Genomic DNA, 25,187 nt, shown 5'->3' with positions numbered 1-25,187 from the left:
TCGGCGGCATTGTCAACGACGTGACAGACGACATCTTCGACGAAGCCGATGCTGATGCGGTGGCGCAGCCGTCGGGTTCGCAGATGGTCAACGACGCCCCCCGCGTTGTCCTCGTCGGCCCGCCTGGCGCCGGCAAGTCGACGATCGGCCGACGTTTGTCCCGAGCACTGAGCTTGCCGTTGGTGGATTCGGACAAGCTCATCGAGGAAGGCGAAGGTAAGCGCTGCGGCGACCTGTTCGCTGAGTTGGGTGAAGAGGAGTTTCGCAAGATCGAGGCGGGATACGTTGCACGCGCGCTGGCAACTGGCGGTGTCGTGAGCCTGGGCGGGGGAGCAGTGCTCACCGAATCCACCCGCAAACTCCTGCAGCACCACAACGTGGTGTGGATCGACGTGACCGCCGAGGAAGGCATTCGCCGCACCGCGGGCGATACCTCTCGGCCGGTGCTCGCCGCGGACGACCCCGCAGAGCACTACCGCACCCTGCTCACCACCCGCGAGCCGTACTACCGCGAGGTGGCAGACCACCGGGTGCGCACCGATTCGCGCCCGCCGCAGCGCGTCGTGGCTGAAGTGCTCAACATCATCGATTCCGAATAGGCTGGCTGGAGGTTCACCATGGCAACGATTGAGGTCACCGGGCCGTCGCCGTACGAGATCCACATCGGCTACGACATCACCAAAGAGGTCGCAGGACTAGTCAAAGCATCCGGCGCACGCCAAGCGGCGATTATTCACCAGCCGGCGCTCGGCGCGGTGGCACGCAGCATCGCAGCCGACCTCGATGCCTCCGGCGTGACCCCAATGCTCACCTCCGTGCCTGATGCCGAAGACGGCAAAGACCTAGCCGTCGCCGGCCGCCTGTGGGACGAGCTCGGTGAAGCAGGCTTCGCCCGCCAGGACGCGGTGATCGGCCTCGGCGGCGGTGCGGCAACCGACCTCGCCGGCTTCGTCGCCGCCACGTGGATGCGCGGCATCAAGGTCTTCCAGGTGCCCACCACGTTGCTCGCAATGGTGGACGCGGCCGTCGGCGGCAAGACCGGCATCAACACCGCCACCGGCAAGAACCTCGTCGGCGCGTTCCACGAGCCGAGCGCCGTGGTCATCGACCTCGAGCGTCTCTACACACTGCCGGAAGAAGAGCTGGTCTCCGGCTCAGCGGAGCTGATCAAGACCGGGTTCATTGCCGATCCCCGCATCCTTGAGCTCTACCGCGATGGCGCGGACAAGCACATCGAAGAACTCGTCCAGCGCTCCGTCGCAGTCAAAGCCAAGGTCGTCGGCCAGGACCTCAAAGAATCCGGCCTGCGCGAAATCCTCAACTACGGCCACACGCTCGGCCACGCCATCGAACTGCGCGAAGATTACTGCTGGCGCCACGGCAATGCGGTGGCTGTCGGCATGATGTTCGCAGCCCACCTTGCGCACGGGCGCAAGCTTATCGACGACTCCTTGTTAGCGCTCCACCACGAAATCATCTCCACAGTCGGGTTGCCGACCCGCTACGAGGCGGGCGCGTTCGACGAGCTGTACGCCGGCATGACGCGTGACAAGAAGAACCGCGACGGCCGCATCCGCTTCGTCGTCCTCGACGGTCTCGGGTCCTGCACCCGACTCGAGGACGCGACCGTCGACGAGATGCGCGCCGCCTACGAAGCGATTTCGGAATAGGGGGGCAGCGATGACGAATTCACCGACCTCAATCATGGTTCTCAACGGTCCCAATCTGAACCGCCTCGGCAAGCGCCAACCAGAGGTGTATGGGACAACCACGTTGGCAGACGTCGAAAAGCAATTGCTCGAGCGAGCCGGTGAGCTGGGGATTGACCTGTACTTCCGGCAATCGAACCACGAGGGTGAGTTGATCGACTGGGTGCACGAGGCTGCCGACCATGGTTGGCCCGTGATCATCAACCCTGGCGGGTTTACGCACACGTCGGTGGCGCTGCGCGACGCGCTGGCGGAGGTTGCGGACGGTGCTGGTTTTATCGAGGTGCACATCTCCAACGTGCACGCGCGCGAACCGTTCCGGGCGCATTCGTACCTGTCGCCGATCGCACGCGGTGTCATCGCCGGGCTTGGCACCTACGGCTACCTGCTGGCGCTGGATTCCATCGTCAACACCCTGCAGGAAGGATAAGGCCCATGGGCATGGCAGACACCAGGTTTGAAACCCGACGCCGCAAGCTCGCCTCCGAGCTCGCTGCGAAGCGCATCGACGACATGCTGGTCACCCACATCCTGCATGTGCGCTATCTGTCCGGCTTTACCGGTTCCAACGGCGCGCTGCTGGTGTCGAAGGACCGCACCGCGAAGATTGCCACCGACGGCCGCTACACCACCCAACTCGCCGCGGAGGTTCCGGATATCCCGGCGACGATTACGCGCCAGCTCACCTCAGAGCTGCTGGGAGGAGTCGTCGAAGGCCGCCGCGTTGGGTTCGAAGCGGACTATGTGTCCGTCGCGCAGCTGGACAAGCTGAAGGCGGCCCTTCCGGACGGGGTCACGTTGGTGCCGGTCACCGGGGTAATCGAAGGCATCCGCCTGACCAAGGACAACCTCGAGCGCACCCGCCTCACCGAGGCCGCGGAGCTTTCCGTGCAAGCACTCACCGAGCTCATCGAAGCCGGCGGGGTGCGCGCGGGCCGCACCGAACGCGACATCGCAGCCGACCTCGAGCACCGCATGCGGCTGCTGGGTGCGGAGCGGCCCAGCTTCGACTCCATTGTCGCGTCCGGGCCGAACTCAGCCATGCCGCACCACGGTGCAGGGGAGCGAGTGCTTGTCGACGGCGACCTGGTGACGATCGATTTCGGCATGCACCGCCTCGGCTTCAACTCAGATATGACGCGCACCTTTGCCATCGGCGAGCCCGATGCTTTCTTGCGCGAGATCTACGAGGTCACCCTTGCCGCGCAGCTCGCCGGTGTGAAAGCAGCGACTCCGGGTACGGAGCTGGTGGACGTCGACGCCGCAGCCCGCGAGGTGATTGTTGAAGCCGGCTACGGCGACTACTTCGTCCACTCGACCGGCCACGGCATCGGGCTTGAGGTGCACGAGGCACCTTCCGCGTCGCAGACCGGCACGGGCAAGTTGGAAGAGCACATGACGCTCACGATCGAGCCGGGCATCTACGTACCGGGCCGCGGCGGGGTGCGCATCGAAGACACGTTGTTAATTACGTCGAGCGCGCCGCGCGTGATCACCCAGTACCCGAAAGAATTGATCGTGCTGTAGCATGAGCATGTTTGAACGCCTGTAAGCTGCGCACACGCGAGCTTTGAACGAGAGATAAGGGAAGGTATTTCCGTGGCAACTACCGCCGATTTCAAGAACGGCCTGGTGCTGAAGGTTGACGGCAAACTCCAGCAGATCATCGAGTTCCAGCACGTGAAGCCGGGCAAGGGCCCAGCATTCGTCCGCACCAAGCTCAAGGACGTCGTCTCCGGCAAGACCGTGGACAAGACCTGGAACGCTGGCGTGAAGGTGGAGACCGCGACCGTTGACCGCCGCGACATGACCTACCTCTACAACGACGGCACCAACTTCGTCGTGATGGATGACAAGACCTACGAACAGTACGAGCTGCCGACCGAGGCTTTCGGCGACGCCGGCCGCTTCTTGCTGGAGAACATGCGCGTGCAGGTCTCTTTCCACGAGGGTGAGGCGCTCTTCGGCGAGCTGCCGATCTCTGTGGACCTGAAGATCGACCACACCGAGCCGGGCCTGCAGGGCGACCGCTCCACCGGCGGAACCAAGCCGGCAACCCTGGAAACCGGCGCAGAGATCCAGGTTCCGCTGTTCTTGGAGACCGGCAACGTGGTCAAGGTGGATACCCGCACGGGTGAGTACCTCTCCCGCGTGAACAACTAATGCCTGACTACAAGCGTCACGGCGCCCGCTACCGTGCCCGGCGCCGTGCAGTTGACATCCTCTTCGAGGCTGAGACTCGCGATATTGACCCGGTAGCGGTTCTCGACGACCGCACGGAGCTGGCCAAGGATCCGCAGAACGCGGTCGCTCCGATTGCGGACTTCACCCGTGAGATCATCACGGGGGTTGCCGAGAAGCTCGACGATCTCGATGACGCTATCGAGCGTTTCCTCGACCGTGATTGGGAACTACACCGCCTGCCGGCCGTCGATCGCCAGATTCTGCGCGTGGGCACGTGGGAGATCATGTTCAACGACGAGGTCCCCACCGCGATCGCCATCGCCAACGCGCTCGAGATGGCCACGGAGTACTCCGGCAACCAGGCACCTCCGTACATCCACGCCATGCTCGACGGCATCGCGCAGTCGATCTCGCCCAACGCCCCGGCTGTGGCTGAGGGGGTCGTGACCCAGGATGTCGAGGCGGGAGCCGAGGCACCCGCTGCCGCAGAACCTCTCACTGGCGAGGAAGAGAAAGAAAGCTAGATGGCGAAACTGACCGTCGAGGAAGCTTACGAGCTCAAGGTTGGCCCGAACTTTCAGCTCGCAGATGTCGACCCTTCATCTACTCCCGGGCTTTCCGGCAAGAGCAGTGTTGACGAGGCTTTCAATGATCTCGATGACGCCCTCGATGAGGAGCAGGAGAAGCTCTACGCCAACGGTCGGGCGGGCAATGAGAACGCCGGTTCGGTGCTCTTGGTGCTGCAGGGCATGGATACGGCTGGCAAGGGCGGCATCATCCGCCACGTCATCGGCAAAACCATGGACCTGCAGGGTGTGCATGTGAAGGCCTTTGGCCGGCCGACGGAAGAGGAAGCTGCGCACGACTTCCTTTGGCGCTTCGGGCCCCACCTGCCGGAGCCTGGCCAGATTTCGGTGTTCGACCGTTCCCACTACGAGGATGTGCTGGTGCAGCGGGTCAAGCAGTTGGCACCGCCGGAAGAGATCGAGCGGCGCTACGGCGCGATCGTGGAGTTCGAAAACGAGCTGGCGGCGCGCGGCACGCGCATCATCAAAGTGATGCCGCATATCTCCCGCGAGTACCAAGCCGAAAACCTCAAAGAGCGCATCGAGAACCCGGAGAAGCACTGGAAGTACAACCCGGGCGATATCGACGACCGCAAGCTGTGGTCGCAGTACATGGCTGCGTACCAGATCGCGATGACGCGCACGTCGACCGATGTTGCACCGTGGTACTGCGTTCCGTCCGACAACAAGAAGTACTGCCGCACGGTGGTGAAGACCCTAATGCTGGAAGCGCTGCAGTCGCTGCAGCTGGAATGGCCCAAGGCAGACTTCGATCCTGAAATGGAACTGGCGCGTCTCGCGCAGTCCTAGAGCAAATTGTGCACTATGAGTAGCTTTCGCCGCGGCTGGTTCTTCTGCACCCTCGTGTCCGCCCGAGTGCTGGCCGGCTGCAACGCGTTTGAGCATGTCGAATCCCTCGATCTATGGCTTGAATACCAGAGCGGGTCGTCGGCAAGTGTTATGGTTGCAGATTTGCTGCCTGAGTCGAAGCAAACCGCCATTGTGTGCCCGTATAGCGGGAAGTACGCTAACGAGTTCTTCGGTGAAACCGTTTTTACAGGCCATATGACCTCGTCCGACGCGGTGGATTGGCTTGCATGGAAGTCCACCGACGGCGCATTCATCGCCGAGGAACTCAGTCACACCAGGGTCGAAGTGTGCAGAGGCAGCGGTCATTCGTACGGTGTACGTGAGCTCCAACCAAGGGAAACGCTGGTGTTCACCAAAGAAGCCGGAGTTTGGAGGCTCACCGAGATCCGGTAGTCGCTTCGCCTTATTCCTCGGTTGCGGCTTGCAGGGTCTCGCTGAGCGCAACCATGGCGTCTTGCGTCTGGATGATCCCATCGAAGGCGACCTTCAAGGCGTTTTGCAGCTGCGCGTCGTTCAAACCTGCGGCGACGTTGATCTCCGCCTCGGTGCGCACGATGAGCGTCTCGGTGCAGTTGACCACCAACGCGCGGGCGTCGACAAAGGTGGAGTTGACCTGGTTAGCGGCAAAGTACAGCGTCGCGTCGGTGGAATCTGACGGGATATCCGTGGCTGCGTCGGCTCGCACGATTAACACGGTGTCGAGCAAGACGACGAGAACGTCGAACCCGCTTACGTGGGCGTGGGCTGCACGTCCCGACAGGTCGTCGTCAAGCGAAAAGCCCAACTCGGCGGCGGCGGCGATGACCCGGTCGATGGTGACCTGCTCTGGGTTAGTGTTCACTGTGCGGATCCTTCCAGGTCACGAGGGTGGGGAACGAGTTCTCGAGGAAGTTGAATGCCTGCAGGGTGGCCTCGATGGAGTTCACGATGAATGCTCCGAGCTGGTTGAACGACGCCCCATGCGCGATATCGAAGGAGCGGATTGCTGATACCGCGAGCTGCTCGCCCTGGCCCTCGAGCATGCGCAGGGTGGGCGCAAAGCGCGTCTGGTTGTGCTCGTTGACCGCTAGCAGCAGGTGGTTCGCCAACTCTTTCGGTGCCATGCCGCGCCACAGCGTCTCAAATACGAGGGTGGAGCCGTCAACGGCGACAACGATGGCCGCGTTAACGAACCCGGAGCGGACGACATCGCCCTCGATGCGGTGCTCGAGATTTTCTTCCGTGAAAATCGCCGCCACCGACTCGGCCGTCACGGGCTCGACAACGTTAGGTGCTTCTTGCTCAGTGCTCACCGCATCGAGCCTACCGGCTTGCCCTGCCGACACCGCGCCCTTCGCCCTCGAGGAGTTGCTCTTTGCCGAGCTCGTGAGCAAGTGCAGCTTCCAAGGTGGGGTAGCGGAAGGCCATTCCCGCTTGCTTGGCGACGGTAGGGGCGACGCGCTGGTCCGCGAGCGCGAGCTCGTGTGCGCCTTCGTGGCCAAGCAGGATCTTCGGTCCGAATTCGGGGATGGGGAAGAAATCGGGGCGGTGCAACATGCGAGCCAGAGTCGCTGACATTTCCGCGTTGGTGACCGGGTTCGGCGCGGTGGCGTTGATCGGTCCGTGCAGTGAATCGTCCACCAGCGCGCGCACGTAGATGTCGGTGAGGTCGTCGAGGGCGACCCAGGACATCCAGAAGTCGCCGTCGCCGAAGCGCGCACCCAGGCCCGCGGAAACGGATGCCTTGAGCACCGGCAGCAGGCCGCCGGCGCCGGAGAGCGCCAGTCCAGTGCGGATGTTCACCGCGCGCACGCCGTCGACCTGCGCCGCATCTTCCCACTCAGCACAGACCTCTGCGAGGAATCCTTTGCCTGGGCCGTCAGCTTCGGTGTGGGGACGATCTCCGGCGTCAGTGCCGTAGTAGCCGACTGCGGACGCGCACACGAAAGTCTCCACTCCGGAATCCGCGGCGAGCTTCGCCAGCTTCCGGGTTGGCCCAATGCGCGAGTCGCGGATTTTGCGCTTCTTCTCCTCGGTGAAGCGGCCCATGATGGATTCGCCCGCGAGATGTACCACCGCATCCACACCCTCGAGGAGGTCTGAAGCGGGATTGTCCGGATCCCACTTACGCTCGTCCTCACCCGGGTCGCTGCGGGTCAGCGAGACCACCGAATGTCCAGCAGTGGTCAGCTGAGCGCTCAGGTGGGACCCAACCAACCCGGACGCGCCAGTCATGGCGATGGTGAGCGGCTCCGTGGCGGGCAGCGAGTTGATGAACTTGAAATCCTCGATCAGTTGGTGCTGCCGATACGCGAACGCAGAGCGCAGTGCGAACTCGGGGACGTTTGCTTCAACCGTGTCCGTGATGCCGGTGGCGGGCGAGCCGTCGTTAGTGGTGGCATCGGCGAACTGGTGGGTGTGGGTCCAGCCGGTGATGGTCTTGATCGGCTGGTTCACCGCCTGGTCCGCGAACTGTTCGCCAGCGCGGTACTGATCCACGAGGTGGCGCGCCTCCCACTTCACACCTGCAGGGAGGGAGAAGACGGTCGTGCCGCTGCGCAGGCTTTCGGCCTGCTTCACCGGTGTCATTGGGGGGAATGGGGGAGTGAGCCTGACGACGGCACCTTTGCGCGTGTGCCAGTCCCAGACTCGGTCGCGATCGGCGGGTACGAGGTGGGAAGCAGTAATGCCCATGAGAGTTCCTTGTGCGCTAAAGTTTCATTGTGTCTCAACGTCATTTCCGACAGTAGAGAAACTTTCCGTTCGACATCCTTTAAATTCCGCACTGTGAGGCGGGGAAGGAGGTCCGATGAGTGAAAACACACGCGAAACGGTCGAGCTGTTATCAGCCCAAGACGTTTCGCGCACGATTGCACGCATCGCGCACCAAATCATTGAAAAGACTGCGCTCGATGACGCAGGTGAGGCCAGCCAGCCTGGGGTGATGCTGCTGGGCATCCCATCAGGTGGAGTCCCGCTCGCACAGCGCATCGCTGCAGCGGTTGAAGAATTCTCGGGGGTGGCGGTGCCCGTCGGTTCCCTCGACGTGACGCTCTACCGCGACGACTTGCGCGACAAGCCGCACCGCGCGCTGCGCCCCACCCACATCCCGGCCGAGGTCGATGGATCGCTGGTCATTCTGGTCGACGACGTTTTGTATTCAGGCCGCACCATCCGCGCCGCCCTGGATTCGCTTCGCGATATCGGTCGCCCGCGAGCCATTCAACTCGCGGTGTTGGTCGATCGCGGTCACCGCGAGCTGCCGATCCGCGCCGATTACGTGGGCAAGAACATCCCTACCGCGAAGACGGAGGATGTCACCGTGAGCTTGACGCCTATCGACGGCACCGACGGCGTGACCCTGACCCGGGAGGCGAACTAGATGAAACACCTCATTGACATCGGAGACCTCACCCGCGACGAAATCATCGGGTTGATGGACGAAGCCGACCGGTTCCGCGAGGCGCTGGACGGCCGCGAGATCAAGAAGCTCCCGACCTTGCGCGGGCGCACCATCTTCACCCTGTTCTACGAGAACTCGACGCGCACCCGTTCCTCTTTCGAGACCGCGGGTAAGTGGATGAGCGCGGACGTGATCAACGTGTCGGCTTCTTCGTCGAGTGTGAAGAAGGGTGAATCGCTCAAAGACACCGCCGCGACGCTGGCGGCGGTGGGTGCCGACGCAATCATCATGCGCCACCCGGCCTCAGGCGCGGCGCAGCTTCTGACCCAGTGGTTGCCGGAGACCTCGATCATCAACGCCGGTGACGGTCAGCACCAGCACCCCACCCAGGCGCTGCTGGACGCGGTGACCATGCGCCAGCACATCGGGGATGTAGCCGGTAAGAAGGTCCTCATCGTCGGCGACATTCTGCACTCGCGCGTGGCCCGCTCCAACGTCGATCTGCTTTCCACGCTCGGCGCCGAGGTCGTGTTGGTTGCGCCACCGACGCTGCTCCCAACCGGGGTAGAGCACTGGCCTGCGACAGTGAGCTACGACTTCGACGCGGAAATCGACGGCGGCGAATCCGGTACTAAGCCAGACGTCGTCATGATGCTGCGTGTCCAGGCCGAGCGTATGCAGGGCGGGTTCTTTCCCTCGCACCGCGAATACGCGACGCTTTATGGTCTGTCGGGGCAGCGGGCGGACCGTCTTCAAGCAAATGCCCTCATCATGCACCCGGGGCCGATGCTGCGGGGCATGGAGATTAACTATGCGGTGGCGGACCGCGACAATGCCGTGGTGCTTGGCCAGGTGTCCAACGGCGTCTACACCCGCATGGCCGTCCTGTTCACCCTGTTGGCGAGTGGCCGCGACGGCCAGGAAGGAGTGCAGCTGTGAGCACGCCGAAAACGCTTGCGCTGAACAACGTCCGCCCCTACGGCGAGGATGCGACGAACCTGCTCATCGACCTTGAGTCCGGGGTTATCGAGGCGATCAACAGCGGCCCGTTCGAGGCCGACGAGGTGGTCGACTGCGAAGGTCACGTACTGCTGCCTGGATTGGTGGACATGCACGTGCACCTGCGCGAGCCGGGCCGCGAGGACACCGAGACCATCGCCACCGGCTCGGACGCCGCGGCGAAGGGCGGATTCACCGCCGTGTTCACCATGGCGAACACCCAGCCGGTGATCGACCAACCCTTCCTGGCCGAGGCGGTGTGGGAAAAGGGGCAGACGTACGGCAAGTGCGACGTCTACCCGGTCGGCTCCATCACCAAGGGGCTCGAGGGCGAGGAGCTCACTGAGATCGGGCTTCTCGCGCGCAACCACGTGCGGATGTTCTCCGACGACGGCAAGTGCGTCAACGATCCGCAGCTCATGCGCCGCGCGATCGAGTACGCGAAAGCGCACAATGTAGTACTTGCCCAGCACGCCGAGGACCACCGCATGACCGCCGGCGCAGTCGCGCACGAGGGCGAAAACGCTGCTCGTCTTGGGCTGCGTGGCTGGCCGCGCGTTGCCGAAGAGTCGATCGTCGCCCGCGACCTGATCATGACGCGCGACTACGGCGGGCGCTACCACCTCTGCCACGCCTCCACCGAGGGCACCGTCCAGCTCCTGCGCTGGGCGAAGGAGCAGGGGATTGCGGCAAGTGCCGAGGTCACCCCTCACCACTTGTTGCTTACCGACGAGAAGTTGGTCACCTACGACGGCAACTTCCGCGTGAATCCGCCGCTGCGCGAGGACCGCGACACGGTTGCGCTGCGCGAGGCGCTTCTCGACGGCACGATCGACGTCGTCGCCACCGACCACGCCCCGCACGGTTCCGAGGACAAGTGCGTGGAGTTCGAGCACGCGAAGCCCGGCATGCTGGGCCTTGAGACGTCGCTTGCGGTCGTGCACCAAGTCTTCGTCGAGCCGGGTCTTGCCGACTGGCGCTTCGTCGCAAAGGTGATGAGCGAGCGACCCGCAGAGATCATGCAGCTGGAAGACCAGGGCCGCCCGATTGCCGTCGGGGAGCCTGCCAACCTCACTCTGGTCGATCCCGAGCACGCCTGGACCGCGAGCGGCGAGGCGATGGCCTCGAAGGCGAGCAACACCCCATACGAAGGCATGGACTTCAACGCCAAAGTCGTGGCCACCTGGCTGCGCGGCACCCAAACGTACGCACTGGATAAGGAGTAACCACACAATGACTCATCGCGTTAACGCGAAGCTGGTGCTTGATGACGGCGCCACCTTCCCCGGTTTTCTCTTCGGTGATGCGCCAGATGCCGCCCAGGCAATCCAGGGCAACTGCACTTTCACCACTGACATGTTCGCCTACCAGCGCGAGCTGACGGATCCCGCCCGCAGCGGGGAGATCCTCGTTTTCGCTACCCCGCAGATCGGCAACGTGGGATGGAACAGCGAGGACGTGGCCGAGTCCGGCGACGGTTCCATCACTGCCGCGGCCGTGGTAGTTCGCGACGTCTCGCGCATCCCGTCGAACTTCCGCTCGGAGCGCTCGCTGGAAGACGAGCTGCAAAACCAGGGCGTGACTGGCATCCGCGGCGTGGACACCCGCAAGCTCGTGCGCCACCTGTCCAAGACCGGCCCGCAGCAGGCCACCATCACCGTCGAAGCCAGCGAGGAGGCCAAGTAAATGAAGCGCGAAGATCTCAACCACGTCATGGTGATCGGCTCCGGGCCGATCGTGATCGGCCAGGCCTGCGAGTTCGACTACTCCGGCACCCAGGCCTGCCGCGTGCTCAAGGACGAGGGCCTGCGCGTCACCCTGGTCAACTCCAACCCGGCAACCATCATGACAGACCCGGAGTTCGCCGACGCCACCTACGTCGAGCCAATCGAGCCCGGCTACATCGACATGATCCTGGCCAAGGAGGCAGAGCTGGGCCGCCCAGTCGACGCGATCCTGCCCACTCTCGGTGGCCAGACCGCGCTGAACGCCGCCATTCAGCTCGACCGCCTCGGCATCCTGGGTAAGCACGACGTTGAGCTCATCGGTGCGGACATCGACGCGATCGAGCGCGGCGAGGACCGCCAGAAGTTCAAGGACATCGTTGAGAAGGTCGGCGGCGAGTCCGCCCGCTCCCGGGTTTGCTACACCATGGAAGAGATCGAGGAGACCGTCGCAGAACTTGGCTTCCCGTGCGTGGTGCGCCCGTCGTTCACCATGGGTGGTCTCGGCTCCGGCCTCGCCTACAACATGGATGATCTGCACCGTATCGCCGGCGACGGCTTGGCCGCCTCGCCCGAGGCCAACGTGTTGATCGAAGAGTCCATTCTCGGCTGGAAGGAAATGGAGCTCGAGCTCATCCGCGACAAGGATGACAACTGCATCACTATCGCCACGATCGAGAACGTCGACGCAATGGGCGTGCACACTGGCGACTCCGTCACGGTCGCGCCGGCGCTCACGATGACTGAGCCAGAAGTGACCAAGATGATCGAGCTGGGCAAGGCGATCATCCGCGAGGTCGGTGTGAAGACCGGCGGCTGCAACCTGCAGTTCGCCCTGCACCCGGACAACGGCCGCATGATCGTCATCGAGATGAACCCGCGCGTCTCGCGCTCCTCGGCGCTGGCCTCCAAGGCCACCGGCTACCCGATCGCGAAGGTGGCGGTCCGCCTGGCCATCGGATACACGCTCGACGAGATTGCCAACGACATCACCGGCGGCGCCCTCACGGCACTGACCGAGCCGACGCTCGATTACGTCATCGTGAAAATGCCGCGCTTCGCCTTCGAGAAATTCCCCGGCTCCGACGAGACCCTCGGCACTTCCATGAAGGCCGTTGGCGAGGCCATGGGCATCGGCCGCAACTACATCCAGGGCCTGAACAAGGTCATGCGCTCGATGGAAGATAAGCCCAACGGCTTCTGGACCAAGCCGGACGAGTACTTCGCCGGCGAGCGCGCCACCGACAAGGCAGCGGTCCTCGAGGACCTCAAGGTGCCCACCGACAAGCGTCTCTACGACGTCGAGCTCGCCCTGCGACTCGGCGCCACCACCGAAGAACTCCACGAGGCCAGTGGCATCGATCCATGGTTCATCGCCGAGCTTGCGGCACTCGTTGAGTTTCGCCAAGTGCTTATCGACGCCCCCGTGCTCGACGCCGATCTGCTCCGAGAGGCAAAGGCGTACGGCCTTTCCGACGCGCAGATCGCCGCGCTTCGCCCGGAGCTGGCGGGCGAGGACGGCGTGCGCGCTCTGCGCTGGTCGCTCGCCATCCACCCCGTCTACAAGACGGTGGATACCTGCGCCGGCGAATACGAGGCGAAGACGCCGTACCTGTACTCCGCGTACGAGCTGGACCCGCAGGCGGAGAGCGAAGAGGGCTTGACCAGCGACGGGTCGAAGGAGAAGGTCATCATCCTCGGCTCCGGCCCGAACCGCATCGGCCAGGGCATCGAGTTCGACTACTCCTGCGTGCACGCAACGCTCGAGCTCTCGCGCGTGGGCTACGAAACCGTGATGGTCAACTGCAACCCGGAGACGGTTTCCACCGATTACGACACCGCAGACCGCCTCTACTTCGAGCCGCTGACGTTTGAAGACGTCATGGAGATCTACCGCGCGGAGGCTGCGCTCGGCACCGTCGCCGGCGTGATCGTCCAGCTCGGCGGCCAGACCCCGCTGGGCCTGGCACAGCGCCTCGCCGATGCTGGTGTGCCGGTGGTGGGTACCACGCCCGAGGCGATTGACCTGGCCGAGGACCGCGGCGAGTTCGGCAAGGTGCTCGAAGAAGCTGGCCTGCCTGCGCCGGCGTACGGCACCGCGACCACTTTCGAAGAGGCACGCAAGGTGGCTGCCGGCATCGGCTACCCCGTGCTCGTACGCCCCTCCTACGTGCTCGGCGGGCGCGGCATGGAGATCGTCTACGACGAGGCGAGCCTGGAGGACTACATCAACCGGGCCACGGAGCTCTCGCCGGACCACCCGGTGCTGGTGGACCGCTTCCTCGACTCCGCCATCGAGATCGACGTGGACGTGCTTTGCGACGGCACCGACGTCTACCTCGGCGGCGTTATGGAGCACATCGAGGAAGCCGGCATCCACTCCGGCGACTCGGCGTGTGCGCTTCCGCCGATGACGCTCGGCCCGGACGACATCGACACCGTTCGCCGCTCCGCTGAAGCGCTCGCGCACGGCATCGGCGTCAAAGGCCTGATGAATGTGCAGTTCGCGCTCAAGGACGACATCCTCTACGTCATCGAGGCCAACCCGCGCGCCTCACGCACGGTTCCGTTCGTCTCCAAGGCGACCGGCGTGCACCTTGCCAAGGCCGCGAGCCGCATCATGATGGGTGCCTCTATCGCGCAGCTCAAGTCCGAGGGCTTGATTCCGTCGAGCTACGACGGTGGGTCGCTGCCGCTCGAGCACCCCATCGCCGTCAAGGAGGCGGTGCTCCCGTTCAGCCGCTTCCGCCGCCCGGACGGCTCGGTGCTGGACACGATTCTCGGTCCGGAGATGAAGTCCACCGGCGAGGTCATGGGGCTCGCGCCGTCCTTCGGCGTGGCTTTCGCTAAGGCAGAAGCAGCGGCGTTCGGCGAGCTGCCGACCCAGGGCACGGTGTTCGTCTCGGTGGCCAACCGCGATAAGCGCACGCTGATCTTTCCGATCCAGCGCCTGTACACCATGGGCTTCAAGGTGCTTGCCACCGCTGGCACTGCCCAGATGCTGCGCCGCAACGGCATCGAGTGCGAGACCGTGCTCAAGGCCTCCGACGTGCGCGACGGCGCGGACGGCGAGTCGATCGTCGATCGCCTGCTCGATGGTGAGATCGACCTCGTGCTCAACACCCCGGCTGGTTCGGCCGGCGCCCGCCACGACGGCTATGACATCCGCGCGGCTGCGGTGGTCGCAGGTGTGCCGATCATGACGACGGTCCAGGGCGTGACCGCCGCGGTGCAGGGCATCGAGGCGCTGCGCGGCAACGAGATCACCGTCACCAGCCTGCAGGAGCTCGACCACCTCGCCGGTGGTGAGCAGTAGTGGGGTTCGGGCAGAAGCTTGTCGACGCCGGGCGTGAACGGGGCCGACTCTGCGTCGGCATCGACCCACACGCGGCTCTCTTGGAGCAGTGGGGGTTGCCCGACTCGGCGGACGGGCTGCGCACCTTCGCGCTCACTTGCGTGGAAGCGTTTGCGGACGCTGCCGCGCTGGTGAAACCGCAGGTGGCGTTCTTCGAGCGCTTCGGCTCCCGTGGGTTCGCGGTGCTCGAAGAGGCGCTTGCGGGGCTGCGGGAGACTGGGACGTTGGTGATCGCGGACGCGAAGCGCGGCGACATTGGCTCCACGATGGCCGGCTACGCGTCCGCGTGGCTGGAACCCGGCTCGCCACTCGAGGCGGACGCGGTGACGCTCACTCCTTACCTGGGCGTGGGTTCCCTCGCGCCGGCGATCGAGCTGGCGCAGGCGCACGGCAAGGGCGTGTTTGTCATGGCGGCGAACTCCAACCCGGAGGCGGAGGCCTTTCAGGCTGCGTCACTGGGCGTCGGTGACGGCGAGGTCACGGTGGCGCAGTTCATGGTCGACGAGTGCGCGGCCTACAACCACGACGCAAACAACCCCGGCACCGAAGGTGCTGCGGATGGAGTGGGGGATGTCGGTGTTGTGGTGGGCGCAACCGTCGTCAAGCCTCCTGTCCTTGAGTACCTGAATGGGTGTGTGCTGATGCCTGGGGTGGGGGCGCAGGGTGCGACCTACGAGGATGCGGAACGAGTGGCTGGGATTGATCCGGTGCTGGTATTTCCCAGTGTTTCGCGCTCGATTCTGCGGTTTGGTCCAGATGCTGCTGAGCTGCGGAAACACGTGAAGATTGCAGGTCGGCGCGGTGATTAAAGAGGGTCTAATTTTCGTGTGGCAAAAAGCCTGGTAGTTTAGGTGCGTCGACGCGTTGACGTGCCTAAACGCAGGTGGCGGAAACGTGGTTGCACAACCGCAGTGCTACACTTGGCCGAAGCTGGCGAGTTGCAACGGTGCAATTCGGGTCCCACCGAATACAGTGCACCATGGCACTTGGCCGGGTTCGGTTGATGAGACTGGACCACAACATACTGACTACACATTTGGAGGAACCCGTGGCACTTCCACAGTTGACCGATGAGCAGCGCAAGGCAGCCCTGGAGAAGGCAGCGGAAGCTCGCAAGCAGCGCGCTGAGCTGAAGGCATCCCTGAAGCGCGGCGAGACCACGCTCAAGGACGTCCTGGACAAGGCTGACACCGACGAGATCGTGGGTAAGACCAAGGTCTCCGCACTCCTCGAGGCAATGCCGAAGGTGGGCAAGGTCAAGGCCCGCGAGATCATGGAAGAGCTCGAGATCGCTCAGACCCGCCGCCTGCGCGGCCTGGGCGAGCGCCAGCGTCGCGCCCTCCTGGAGCGCTTCGGTTACGAGGCGTAAGACCCGTGGCAGAAGGCACACCGCGTGGCAAGCTGGTCGTTCTGGCCGGCCCGTCCGCTGTTGGAAAATCCACGGTGGTCCACCGGCTGATCACCGATGTGCCGAACCTTTACTTCTCCGTGTCGATGACCACTCGGGCACCCCGCCCAGGTGAAGTCGACGGCCAAGACTACTTCTTTGTCAGCCCGGCACATTTCCAGGAGCGGATTGATTCCGGAGAGATGCTTGAGTGGGCGGACATTCACGGCGGTCTTCAGCGGTCCGGCACCCCAGCTGGTCCGGTTGAAGAGGCGCTGGCGGCGGGACGTCCCGTCCTCGCGGAAGTGGATTTGGCAGGTGCGCGTGAGATCAAGCGCTTGAAGCCGGAAGCTGCCACTGTGTTTCTCGCCCCGCCGTCGTGGGAGGTGCTTGTCGAGCGCCTTACTGGCCGCGGTACGGAGACCGAGGACGTGATTCAGCGCCGTCTGCAGACTGCGCGTGAAGAACTTGGCGCCCAAGGCGAGTTCGACTCCGTCGTGGTAAACGACGACGTGGAACGCGCTGTTGCCGCGATTGCGGCAATTTTGACTGACACACACAACATCGCCGATACTGGTGTCTCTGACACCACGGATAGCGAACATTAGCGAGAAGGTTTAAGTGAGCAACGTAACCGACGATCTGTCGCAGACCTCGTCCCAGTCCGCAACCGCGGAGCAGGACCTGGTGTATGACACCCCGGAGGGCATCACCGAGCCCCCGATCGATGAGCTGCTGACTAAGGTTTCGTCCAAGTACGCACTGGTCATCTTCGCGGCCAAGCGTGCTCGCCAGATCAACAGCTTCTACCAGAACTCCGACGAGGGCGTGTTCGAGTTCATCGGCCCCCTGGTCAACCCGGAACCGGGCGAGAAGCCGCTCTCCATCGCGCTGCGTGAGATTGAAGCTGGTCTCCTCGAGCACGAAGAGGGCCAGTAAGCCCCCAGATTTTCCGCGCCGCGGAATGTGATGCGCGTAGAGCCGACCCTTTTGGGGTCGGCTCTTTGACGTTTTGCACCAAGCGGGATAGGAAGAAAGCGGTGAACGGCCAGAAGTCAGCGATTGCTCTTCACGCTCACGGCGCCTTCGGCCATCATCCAAGCGCCCAAACCGACGAAGATGGAACCGGTGACCATGTCGACGACGTGCCCGCACCGGGCGAGTAGACCTGCGAAAAGATCGACTAGCAGCGCGAACCCGACTGACATCACCAGCCCGATCACGAAAAGGGTGATGAGGATGATCGTCATCCATTCCCACCCCATGCCCGGAGTTATGAATTGAGCGAAAACCGCTCCGAAGAAGAGGACCGACTTGGGGTTAGAGAGATTCGTCGCCAAACCCACGCCGAAAGCCGTGCGGGTTACAAGCGTCTGGCTGTGGCCGTTGCCGGGGAGAGTGACCTTGGTTCCATTTCGCCAAGCCGAGTAACCGCTCCTCACCGCACTGATACCCATGTACAGCAGATACGCTCCACCGACCAGCTGCAATCCGGCCAACAGGTTAGGGGCTGCTTGCATAAGAGCGCTCAATCCCAGAAGTGAGGTTGCGATCCAGATTGCGTAGCCAACCATAATCCCAGTGGCGCAAGCGATTCCGGATGCCCGTGATTTCACGCTGAAGCGAATGATCTGGACAACGTCGGGGCCTGGTACCGCCACCGCAGCGGCAAAGACTCCGATGAGGGCGAGGAAATCAGTGGTCGTCAACGTGTTGCTCCTGAAGCACGAAGTGTGAAGGCAGTTTGGTAGGCGAAGTTTAACGCAGCTAGAGCCGCCGCATACCCGAAATATGGCGAGTGCGTTTCAAACGGGCTGCCGGTGCGCTGCTGCGTAGACTTAGCCAGCATGAGTGAGATGAGCCAGACTAACGAGGTTGGAGATGGCGTGGCTGCCCAGCGACCCATGAACGTGGTGATCGGCGTTGCAGGCGGTATTGCCGCCTACAAGGCGTGCCACCTCGTCCGCGAGTTCACCGAATCGGGCGCGAATGTGCGGTTGGTGCCGACCGAGAACGCATTGGAATTCGTCGGTGCGGCCACATTCGAGGCGTTATCCGGCAACCCGGTCGATACCGGTGTATTCACCCGAGTTGACGAGGTGCAGCATGTGCGCGTGGGGCAAGAGGCGGATCTGATCGTCGTTGCTCCCGCGACCGCGGACTTGATGGCGCGCATCGCGGCCGGACGTGCTGACGATCTGCTCACCTCGACGATTCTGGTGGCAATGTGCCCCGTGGTCATCGCCCCGGCAATGCATACGGAGATGTGGCTCAAGCCCGCGACTCAAATGAACGTGGATACTCTCCGCACGTTCGGCTACACGGTGCTCGACCCGGCCCATGGCCGGCTCACCGGAAAAGACACCGGCCCGGGACGCATGCTCGAACCAGCCCAGATCGCGGAGCTCGCGCGCACCGTGGCAGCCACCGGAAGGATTACGCGCAGCCTGGCAGGGAAGCGCGTTCTCATCAGCGCCGGTGGCACGCAGGAGAACATCGACCCGGTGCGCTACATCGGCAATCGCTCGTCGGGCAAGCAGGGGTTCGCGCTTGCAGAAGTGGCCGCGCAGCGCGGCGCCGAAGTCACGATCGTCGCTGGCAACACCGCCGAGCTAAACACCCCGGCGGGAGCCGAGATCGTGCGCGTGCGCTCCACCCGCGAGATGGAGGCAGCGATGCAAGAACGCGCGGACGATGCGGACCTGATCATCATGACCGCAGCCGTCGCGGACTATCGCCCAGAGCACGAGGCGGATTCGAAGCTGAAGAAGGGGAGCGCTGATGATGCGCTCTCGACGATTCGTTTGGTGGAAAACCCTGACATTCTCAAAGGACTCGTCGATAAGCGAAATGCTTCTGGCGCTGACACCGTGATTGTGGGCTTTGCTGCGGAGACGGACAACCCGCTGGAGTACGGCCGCGCGAAGCTGGAGCGCAAGGGTGCGGACCTGTTGATGGTGAACTCGGTCGCCGGCGGGAAGGTGTTCGGGGAGGAGCGCAATAGTGGTTGGATCCTTGGGGCGGACGGGTCGGAGACCCCGGTGCAGGATGGGTCGAAGCAAGTCGTCGCCGTGCAGATCTTAGACGCGGTGGAGCGCTACTGGGACTCTACTTTGCAGAGTTAGACAGCTTGGTCTATCGTGATTGCATTCGGCCCGCTTCGAGGCCGGCAACGAAATCTCTTCGTAGACCCCATCGTTTTGAAAGTGTGAGACTGCTTTGTCTGCAACTAGCGCCGCAAGCACCACAGGCGAGTTCTACCGCCTGTTCACCTCCGAGTCCGTGACCGAGGGCCACCCGGACAAGATCTGCGACTCGATCTCGGATGCCATCCTCGACGACATGCTCTCGCAGGACCCGAGCTCGCGCGTCGCGGTGGAGACGCTGGTGACCACCGGTCAGGTGCACGTGGTGGGGGAGGTGCGCACTTCCGCGTACTCCAACATCGCCCGCATTGTGCGCGAGCGGCTCGTAGAGATCGGGTTCACCTCTTCCGAGGTGGGTTTCGACGGCCACACCTGCGGCGTGAACGTGGCCATCGGCGACCAGTCCGAGGAGATCGCCGCAGGCGTGACCACCTCGCAGGAGGTGCGCGAGTTCGGTGACGCTGAAGAGCTCGCCCAGTCCGGCGCCGGCGACCAGGGTCTCATGTTCGGCTACGCCACGAACGAGACCCCGGAGTACATGCCGCTGCCGATCGCCACGGCGCACCGCCTGTCGCGCCGCCTGAGCCAGGTGCGCCATGAGGGCATCGTCAGCGGTCTGCGCCCGGACGGCAAGACCCAGGTCACCTTCGCCTACGACGGCGAGCGCCCCGTTTACTTGGACACCGTGGTCATCTCTACGCAGCACGACCCAGACTTCACCGGTACGGCACTCGCCGATGCAATGCGCACCCACGTCCTCGAGTGGGTGATCAAGGACGCGGGCTTGGAGCAGTTCTACTCGGAAGAGACGAAGCTGCTGGTCAATCCGTCCGGTTCGTTCGTGCTCGGCGGCCCGATGGGCGATGCAGGACTCACCGGCCGCAAGATCATCGTGGACACCTACGGCGGCATGGCCCGCCACGGCGGCGGCGCGTTCTCCGGCAAGGACCCATCAAAGGTGGACCGCTCCGCCGCGTACGCCATGCGTTGGGTGGCCAAGAACATTGTCGCAGCGGGTCTTGCAGACCGCGTCGAGGTGCAGGTCGCCTACGCCATCGGCCGCGCGAACCCGGTCGGGCTCTACGTTGAGTCCTTCGGCACCGCCGCCGAGGGCCAGACCAACGAGTCCATCCAGCAGGCCGTGGACAAGGTCTTCGACCTGCGCCCCGACGCGATCATCCGCGAGCTCGACCTGCTGCGCCCCATCTACGCCCAGACCGCGACCTACGGCCATTTCGGCCGCACCGATCTAGACCTGCCTTGGGAGCAGCTCAACAAGGTCGAGGATCTCAAGGCAGCAGCCGGGGCCTAAAAGCAGTTCGCTTTACGACGGCCCGTGCGACGTCGTTTCCTCCTCCGGCGCCGCATCGGCAGCGGCTGCTTCATTGCGCGTGGCCTCTGCGCGTGCTTGGTCCCACCGCGCCTTTTCGGCCTCCGACTTGCGGTGATTGCGAAGTGCCAGGATGCCGACCACGATGCCCAACGCCACCGGCCCCCAGATGCCCGAATACTCGACCAGCCACTCGATCCACATGGGCATCTCGGGACGATCCGGGAGGTTGAGACCGGGCCAGTTCGGGCTAGGCAGGTCAAGCTGCGGCAAGTTCGGTATCGGCAGGTCGAGGTGAGGCAGCGTGATGTCTGGCATCTGCCAGTCGGGGAGGTATTGGCCTAGCCAGTCGAAGAAGCGGGAGATCACAGGTGCGAGCAGCAGCACGATGACCGCCCACGCACCCTTACCCAACCCCTCTAGCATCGGGATGACGGTGCGCTTGAACGAGCTCGACTGCATCGCGTCGCGCCGCTTCTCGCCGCGGGTACCCTCCGGCGGGTCAAACTCGACAACTCGGTCGCCTTCGCGGAACTCCACCTGCAGCAGCTCCTTGAATGGGCTTACCACCAGTTTCAGGTGCGGCTTAGCGCGGTCGATGCCAATGTGCATCATCGGCGGGAGGGTCTCACCCGGTCCCGTGCCGAACAGCGGGACGCGCCCGGAGTCGAGGTCTGCGTATTGGTTTTGCACCTTGTCGTCGACGCGCACCTCGACGCGCGTCGGGGGCTTATTCTTTAGCGCCCGCACACGCTGCCACGGCGAGCCGTAGGCTGGCACCGGCGTGATCGCATCGGGATCCTTGGCAAAGCGCTCAGGCAGCTGCTCCGGCCACGAAGGGTCCTCGGCGAGGAACTCGTTGTCGAAGCCGGTGCGGATTTCGATGCGCCCGTGCTCTGGGTGTTGAAGATTCCAGGTTTCCACGTCGGTCAGCCTTTCGTCGACAAGCGGTGTGCTGCTACCTGCTGGCCTACGGCTGCCGCGGCGGCCGCAACCACCGTGCACCCCAGGGCGTAGATGAAGGTCTCGTCGTTGAAGTACAGCCACCTGGCGACGCCGAACCCGAAGCCCGTGAGAATGGGCAGCGACCAGGTGAAGCGGTACGTCAAGCCGTCGACGAACCCGGCGATCGCCGCGGTTGCGAAGATGAGGATGAGCACTGGGACGACGGCCCGCTGCCCGCCGAATGTGGGGATGAGGATGAGAGGGCCGAGCACGTACGCCGCGAACATGAGGTATGGCGTGGCATGCTGCCAGCCGCGGCGTTCAGACGGCTTGTCGATGTCAAATGTCGAATTCTCGCTCATGCCTTGAGAGTTTACGGACGTTGCGCATACGCGCGGCCCGTGGTGAGATTCGGCAGTAGGTCTGCCGGTTGGGCGGTGGCTGGAGAGAAAGCGACCGGGAACAGCGAAGGCGAAAGCCGCCGCGACGGAAAGCGCCACGGCGGCTGAGCGGTGAACTCGGCTCGGCTTCTAGTGAAATCTAGTTGCTGAAGGCGTCGAAGTCGGTGCGGGTGCGGTAGACGGTGCCCGGGGTCGGGTTCGGCACGAGCTGGTCCAGGGTGACTGGAACGAGGCCCTTCGCAAGGAGGCCGTCAATGATGCACTCGGTCGACGCTACGGTTTCCTTGTGAACGTCGTGCATGACCACGATGGAGCCGCCCTTGGCCTGGTCGAGCACGGTCTTGCAGGTGCGCTCCGGGTTCTTGTGCTCCCAGTCGGCGGTGTCCACATCCCATGCGGTCACGGACAGGCCTGCGTCGCGAGACGCCTCGGTGACGCGGCCGTCGTAGTCGGTGTACGGCGGGCGCATCCACTTCGCTTCAACGCCGGTCTGCTCCTGGATCTCCCAGTTGGTGGCGAAGAGCTCGTTCCAGATCTTCTTGTCCGGGTGCTCCGGAAGGCGCAGGTGGTTGTAGCTGTGGTTGCCCACGGTGTGGCCTTCGTCCTTCACTCGGCGAGCCAGCTCCGGGTGCTCAGCCACGTTCTGGCCAATCATGAAGAAGCTTGCCTTGACACCGCGGCTGGCGTAGATGTCCAGGATTGCATCGGTGGTGCCGGGCATCGGGCCGTCGTCGTAGGTCAGGGCGACGCAGTTGCTGCAGTCGGCGGCCGGGGTGGGTGCTGGAGCTGCGGGCTCGGTCGACGGCTCCGAAGATGGCTCTGAAGACGGCTCCGTAGATGGTGCCGAGGACGGCTCCGTAGATGGCGCCGAGGTAGCAGTGGTCGTAGGCGCCGGAGCCGGTCGAGACGACGAAGACGACGAGCTTTGGCCTGGAATGCCCAGCAATAGGGCAAGGGCTGCCAGAGTGGCAAACACCGGCTGCAAGAAATTCATAGTTGTCCTTATAAATGTAGAAACTAGTCGCCGCGCGTGACGGCCAACATACAGTGCATAGGCAGCTTATCTTAAGGTCTAGTTATTCCTGCACTCAACCCAGCATTAACTAGAGTACTCAATACGGCACAGGCCCAGTGTCGCCGCTGCACTAGGATCAACCTCCATGTCCAATGCTCAGGCTGCTTCGTTACCCGTGGTGCGGGTACTGCCGCTGCTTGGGCTCGCACACCTCGACCGCCCCTTCGACTACCTCGTCACCGAAGCCGACTCCAGCGCGGCTCAGCCCGGGGTGAAGGTTCGCATCCGCTTTGCCGGTCGCCTCGTCGACGCGCTCGTGCTCGAACGCGCCTCAGCCACCGCCCACCAGGGCAAGCTCAGGTTCATCGAGAGAGTCATCTCCCCGGAAGTCGTCGCGCCGGAGCAGCTCCGCATGCTTATCGACGACCTGGCCAACCGCTACGCCGGCACCCGATCCGACCTCTACCGGGCAGCGATTCCCGCGCGCCACGCCAAGGCAGAGGAAACCGACACCAACACGCCGTGGAGCGACCTTAGCGAAACCCAAGAGCCTGATCTCTCCGCGTGGAGTGCGTACTCCTATGGGGAGTCCTTCGTGGACGCGGTGCTCGCCGGCAAGGTCGCCCGCGCCGCCTGGCAGGTCGCGCCTGGCGACGACTGGGCGGCGGCGCTATCGGCGCTGGCCGCGAAGGTAGCCATCGAGGGCGGAAGCGCCCTGATCGTTGTGCCAGACCAACGCGACGTGGATCGCGTTGCAGCAGCACTGCGAGACAGTGTCGGCGCGAAACAGATAACCACGCTCACCGCCTCCCAAGGCCCCCAAGCGCGCTACTCGCGCTACCTGTCCGTGCTGCACGGCCAAGCGCGCATCGTGGTCGGCACCCGCTCGGCCGCATTTGCACCGCTCGTCGATCTCCGCCTCATTGCGGTGATGTTCGACGGCGACGACAACCTCGTCGACCCGCGCGAGCCCTATTTCCACGCCCGCGAGGTGGCTACTACCCGCGCCGCGCTCGAGCAGACTTCGCTGATCATTGGCGGCCACACCCGCACCGCCGAGGCGCAGCTGCTCGTCGAATCGGGGTGGATGCACAGCCTGACCGCCCCTCGCGAGACGCTGCGTACCCGCGCGCCCCACATCCACGCCGCGGGCGACTCCGACTTCGAGCTGGAGCGCGACCCCCGCGCCCGCCAGGCTCGCCTGCCGTCGGTGGCGTTCCAGGCGGCGACAAAGGCGCTCGAGCGCGGCAAGCCCGTGCTCTTCCATGTGCCGCGCACCGGCTACATCCAAACGCTGGCCTGCGGGAACTGCCGTGCCCCGTCGCGGTGCCGCTGGTGCAATGGCCCGCTCGGCCTCCCGGAGGGCGGCGAGGCCGCCGCGCCAACCTGCCGCTGGTGTGGCCGCATGGACGCGCAGCACGTGTGCCCGGTCTGCGGCTCCCGCAAAGTCCGCGCCGTGGTGCTGGGTACCGAGCGCACCGCGGAGGAACTCGGCCGCGCGTTCCCGAAACACCGCGTGATCACGTCCTGGGGTGAAAAGGTCCGCGACACCGTTCCGGCTGCGCCCGCCATCGTGGTGGCGACTCCGGGAGCGGAACCGCGGGTAGAAGGGGGCGTCGATAAGCAAAGCTACGGCGCGGCGATACTGCTGGATACCTGGGCGCTTGTGGGGCGGCCGGACCTGCGCGCGGTAGAGGATGCGTTTGCGAAATGGGCTGCCGCCGCGACCCTGGTCGAGCCCCATGCTGCGGGCGGGGAGGTGGTGATAGTCGCCGACCCTGCGGCCCCGGCCGTGCAGCACCTGATCCGCTGGGACATGCCGGGGTTTGCCGAGCTTGAGCTTGCGCAGCGTCGCGACGCTCGCTTCCCTCCAGCGGTGCACATTGCGCTTATCGACGCCCCGTCCGACGCGCTTACCGACTTCTTTGCGCACGTCGATCTGCCCGAGCACGCCGAACTGCTCGGCCCGGTCGATCTGCCGGGGGGCACGCACCTGCCGGGGGAGTGGGACACGAGGGAGCATGGGCCGGCGCAACGCATGCTGGTGCGGGTGCCATTGGCGAGCCGCACGGCGCTGGGCAAAGCGCTGCGCGCGGGTGCGGTGAACCGCGGGGCGCGCAAACAGGAGCTGCCACTGCGCATCCAGGTCAACCCGATCGACATCGGGTGAGTTG

The 25,187-nt window shown here is 64.2% G+C and carries 27 protein-coding genes; 20 read left to right on the top strand and 7 right to left on the bottom strand.

The features are described from left to right. Nucleotides 1–83 precede the first annotated feature (83 nt). The 8 genes from CGLAU_RS06865 (at nucleotide 84) to CGLAU_RS06830 (ending at nucleotide 5,722) form a co-directional block, all read left to right on the top strand. On the top strand, nucleotides 84–599 hold the full coding sequence (locus CGLAU_RS06865; protein ID WP_095661097.1) for a shikimate kinase: 516 nt from the start codon (nucleotides 84–86) through the stop codon (nucleotides 597–599). Nucleotides 600–617: 18 nt separating this feature from the next. After that, complete coding sequence (gene aroB / locus CGLAU_RS06860) at nucleotides 618–1,670, top strand: 3-dehydroquinate synthase (RefSeq protein WP_095660047.1); 1,053 nt, start codon at nucleotides 618–620, stop codon at nucleotides 1,668–1,670. A 10-nt stretch (nucleotides 1,671–1,680) separates the two neighbouring features. Continuing rightward, nucleotides 1,681–2,139 (top strand): type II 3-dehydroquinate dehydratase, encoded by a 459-nt coding sequence (gene aroQ, locus CGLAU_RS06855; protein ID WP_095660046.1) that lies wholly within the window; start codon nucleotides 1,681–1,683, stop codon nucleotides 2,137–2,139. 5 nt (nucleotides 2,140–2,144) lie between these two features. Beyond that, on the top strand, nucleotides 2,145–3,236 hold the full coding sequence (locus CGLAU_RS06850; protein WP_095660045.1) for an aminopeptidase P family protein: 1,092 nt from the start codon (nucleotides 2,145–2,147) through the stop codon (nucleotides 3,234–3,236). A gap of 72 nt (nucleotides 3,237–3,308) precedes the next feature. Then, the gene (gene efp, locus CGLAU_RS06845; protein WP_095660044.1) at nucleotides 3,309–3,872 is read left to right on the top strand and encodes an elongation factor P; all 564 of its coding nucleotides are present in this window, start codon (nucleotides 3,309–3,311) and stop codon (nucleotides 3,870–3,872) included. Next, nucleotides 3,872–4,417: a transcription antitermination factor NusB gene (gene nusB / locus CGLAU_RS06840; protein ID WP_095660043.1), complete on the top strand. Its 546-nt coding sequence runs from the start codon at nucleotides 3,872–3,874 to the stop codon at nucleotides 4,415–4,417. The genes efp and nusB overlap by 1 nt, the downstream gene beginning before the upstream one ends. Next, nucleotides 4,418–5,269, top strand: a complete 852-nt coding sequence (locus CGLAU_RS06835; RefSeq protein ID WP_095660042.1) for a PPK2 family polyphosphate kinase — start codon at nucleotides 4,418–4,420, stop codon at nucleotides 5,267–5,269. Between the two features lie 15 nt (nucleotides 5,270–5,284). After that, on the top strand, nucleotides 5,285–5,722 hold the full coding sequence (locus CGLAU_RS06830; protein ID WP_095660041.1) for a hypothetical protein: 438 nt from the start codon (nucleotides 5,285–5,287) through the stop codon (nucleotides 5,720–5,722). A gap of 10 nt (nucleotides 5,723–5,732) precedes the next feature. Here the strand turns inward: CGLAU_RS06830 and CGLAU_RS06825 are convergent, their stop codons facing one another. From CGLAU_RS06825 to CGLAU_RS06815, 3 genes are read right to left on the bottom strand one after another with little or no spacing between them, the layout of a single operon-like run. Next, nucleotides 5,733–6,170 carry a hypothetical protein gene (locus CGLAU_RS06825; protein ID WP_095660040.1) on the bottom strand — a complete coding sequence of 146 codons (438 nt, stop codon included), beginning with the start codon at nucleotides 6,168–6,170 and terminating at the stop codon, nucleotides 5,733–5,735. Continuing rightward, nucleotides 6,160–6,621, bottom strand: coding sequence for a type III secretion system chaperone family protein (locus tag CGLAU_RS06820; RefSeq protein ID WP_157731284.1), 462 nt, complete (start codon nucleotides 6,619–6,621; stop codon nucleotides 6,160–6,162). Before CGLAU_RS06820 ends, CGLAU_RS06825 begins: the two co-directional genes overlap by 11 nt. 10 nt (nucleotides 6,622–6,631) lie before the next feature. Then, nucleotides 6,632–8,002, bottom strand: coding sequence for a TIGR01777 family oxidoreductase (locus CGLAU_RS06815; protein WP_095660039.1), 1,371 nt, complete (start codon nucleotides 8,000–8,002; stop codon nucleotides 6,632–6,634). 115 nt (nucleotides 8,003–8,117) lie between these two features. On the opposite strand from CGLAU_RS06815, the gene pyrR reads away from it, so the two are divergent. The 9 genes from pyrR to rpoZ all read left to right on the top strand — a co-directional run bounded on the left by pyrR (nucleotide 8,118) and on the right by rpoZ (nucleotide 17,115). Next, nucleotides 8,118–8,690 carry a bifunctional pyr operon transcriptional regulator/uracil phosphoribosyltransferase PyrR gene (gene pyrR / locus CGLAU_RS06810; RefSeq protein ID WP_095660038.1) on the top strand — a complete coding sequence of 191 codons (573 nt, stop codon included), beginning with the start codon at nucleotides 8,118–8,120 and terminating at the stop codon, nucleotides 8,688–8,690. Beyond that, nucleotides 8,691–9,650, top strand: a complete 960-nt coding sequence (locus CGLAU_RS06805) for an aspartate carbamoyltransferase catalytic subunit (RefSeq protein ID WP_095660037.1) — start codon at nucleotides 8,691–8,693, stop codon at nucleotides 9,648–9,650. It abuts the gene before it with no gap. Further along, the gene (locus tag CGLAU_RS06800; protein WP_095660036.1) at nucleotides 9,647–10,936 is read left to right on the top strand and encodes a dihydroorotase; all 1,290 of its coding nucleotides are present in this window, start codon (nucleotides 9,647–9,649) and stop codon (nucleotides 10,934–10,936) included. Before CGLAU_RS06805 ends, CGLAU_RS06800 begins: the two co-directional genes overlap by 4 nt. Before the next feature lie 7 nt (nucleotides 10,937–10,943). After that, nucleotides 10,944–11,396 carry a carbamoyl-phosphate synthase domain-containing protein gene (locus tag CGLAU_RS06795; RefSeq protein ID WP_095660035.1) on the top strand — a complete coding sequence of 151 codons (453 nt, stop codon included), beginning with the start codon at nucleotides 10,944–10,946 and terminating at the stop codon, nucleotides 11,394–11,396. Beyond that, nucleotides 11,397–14,750 (top strand): carbamoyl-phosphate synthase large subunit, encoded by a 3,354-nt coding sequence (gene carB, locus CGLAU_RS06790; RefSeq protein ID WP_095660034.1) that lies wholly within the window; start codon nucleotides 11,397–11,399, stop codon nucleotides 14,748–14,750. Beyond that, nucleotides 14,750–15,598, top strand: coding sequence for an orotidine-5'-phosphate decarboxylase (gene pyrF, locus CGLAU_RS06785; protein WP_095660033.1), 849 nt, complete (start codon nucleotides 14,750–14,752; stop codon nucleotides 15,596–15,598). The genes carB and pyrF overlap by 1 nt, the downstream gene beginning before the upstream one ends. Nucleotides 15,599–15,837: 239 nt before the next feature. Next, the gene (mihF, locus tag CGLAU_RS06780; RefSeq protein ID WP_095660032.1) at nucleotides 15,838–16,158 is read left to right on the top strand and encodes an integration host factor, actinobacterial type; all 321 of its coding nucleotides are present in this window, start codon (nucleotides 15,838–15,840) and stop codon (nucleotides 16,156–16,158) included. A gap of 5 nt (nucleotides 16,159–16,163) precedes the next feature. Further along, complete coding sequence (gmk, locus tag CGLAU_RS06775) at nucleotides 16,164–16,784, top strand: guanylate kinase (protein ID WP_095660031.1); 621 nt, start codon at nucleotides 16,164–16,166, stop codon at nucleotides 16,782–16,784. A gap of 13 nt (nucleotides 16,785–16,797) precedes the next feature. Next, the gene (gene rpoZ / locus CGLAU_RS06770) at nucleotides 16,798–17,115 is read left to right on the top strand and encodes a DNA-directed RNA polymerase subunit omega (RefSeq protein ID WP_415877118.1); all 318 of its coding nucleotides are present in this window, start codon (nucleotides 16,798–16,800) and stop codon (nucleotides 17,113–17,115) included. Between the two features lie 116 nt (nucleotides 17,116–17,231). Here rpoZ and CGLAU_RS06765 read toward each other — a convergent pair whose 3' ends face one another. Then, on the bottom strand, nucleotides 17,232–17,885 hold the full coding sequence (locus tag CGLAU_RS06765) for a LysE family translocator (protein WP_198304852.1): 654 nt from the start codon (nucleotides 17,883–17,885) through the stop codon (nucleotides 17,232–17,234). A gap of 147 nt (nucleotides 17,886–18,032) precedes the next feature. Here CGLAU_RS06765 and coaBC point away from each other — a divergent pair, with 147 nt between their 5' ends. Together coaBC and metK are read left to right on the top strand one after the other, a co-directional pair. Further along, nucleotides 18,033–19,301: a bifunctional phosphopantothenoylcysteine decarboxylase/phosphopantothenate--cysteine ligase CoaBC gene (gene coaBC / locus CGLAU_RS06760; RefSeq protein ID WP_198305091.1), complete on the top strand. Its 1,269-nt coding sequence runs from the start codon at nucleotides 18,033–18,035 to the stop codon at nucleotides 19,299–19,301. A gap of 94 nt (nucleotides 19,302–19,395) precedes the next feature. Further along, on the top strand, nucleotides 19,396–20,634 hold the full coding sequence (gene metK, locus CGLAU_RS06755) for a methionine adenosyltransferase (protein WP_095660030.1): 1,239 nt from the start codon (nucleotides 19,396–19,398) through the stop codon (nucleotides 20,632–20,634). 12 nt (nucleotides 20,635–20,646) lie between these two features. Here the strand turns inward: metK and CGLAU_RS06750 are convergent, their stop codons facing one another. The 3 genes from CGLAU_RS06750 to CGLAU_RS06740 all read right to left on the bottom strand — a co-directional run bounded on the left by CGLAU_RS06750 (nucleotide 20,647) and on the right by CGLAU_RS06740 (nucleotide 22,992). Then, complete coding sequence (locus CGLAU_RS06750; RefSeq protein ID WP_095660029.1) at nucleotides 20,647–21,576, bottom strand: hypothetical protein; 930 nt, start codon at nucleotides 21,574–21,576, stop codon at nucleotides 20,647–20,649. 5 nt (nucleotides 21,577–21,581) lie between these two features. Then, entirely contained in the window at nucleotides 21,582–21,959 is a 378-nt protein-coding gene (locus CGLAU_RS06745) for a hypothetical protein (protein WP_095660028.1), read from the bottom strand. Between the two features lie 178 nt (nucleotides 21,960–22,137). Beyond that, entirely contained in the window at nucleotides 22,138–22,992 is an 855-nt protein-coding gene (locus CGLAU_RS06740) for a polysaccharide deacetylase family protein (RefSeq protein WP_095660027.1), read from the bottom strand. A 166-nt stretch (nucleotides 22,993–23,158) separates the two neighbouring features. On the opposite strand from CGLAU_RS06740, the gene CGLAU_RS06735 reads away from it, so the two are divergent. Continuing rightward, a complete protein-coding gene (locus CGLAU_RS06735) occupies nucleotides 23,159–25,183 on the top strand; it encodes a primosomal protein N' (RefSeq protein WP_095660026.1) in 2,025 nt (674 codons plus the stop codon). Nucleotides 25,184–25,187 lie beyond the last annotated feature (4 nt).

The sequence above is a fragment of the Corynebacterium glaucum genome (assembly GCF_002287505.1).
GTDB classification, from domain to species: Bacteria; Actinomycetota; Actinomycetes; order Mycobacteriales; family Mycobacteriaceae; genus Corynebacterium; species Corynebacterium glaucum.
The sequence above is the reverse complement of the archived record's forward strand: the minus strand, read 5'-3'. Positions and strand labels throughout refer to the sequence as shown.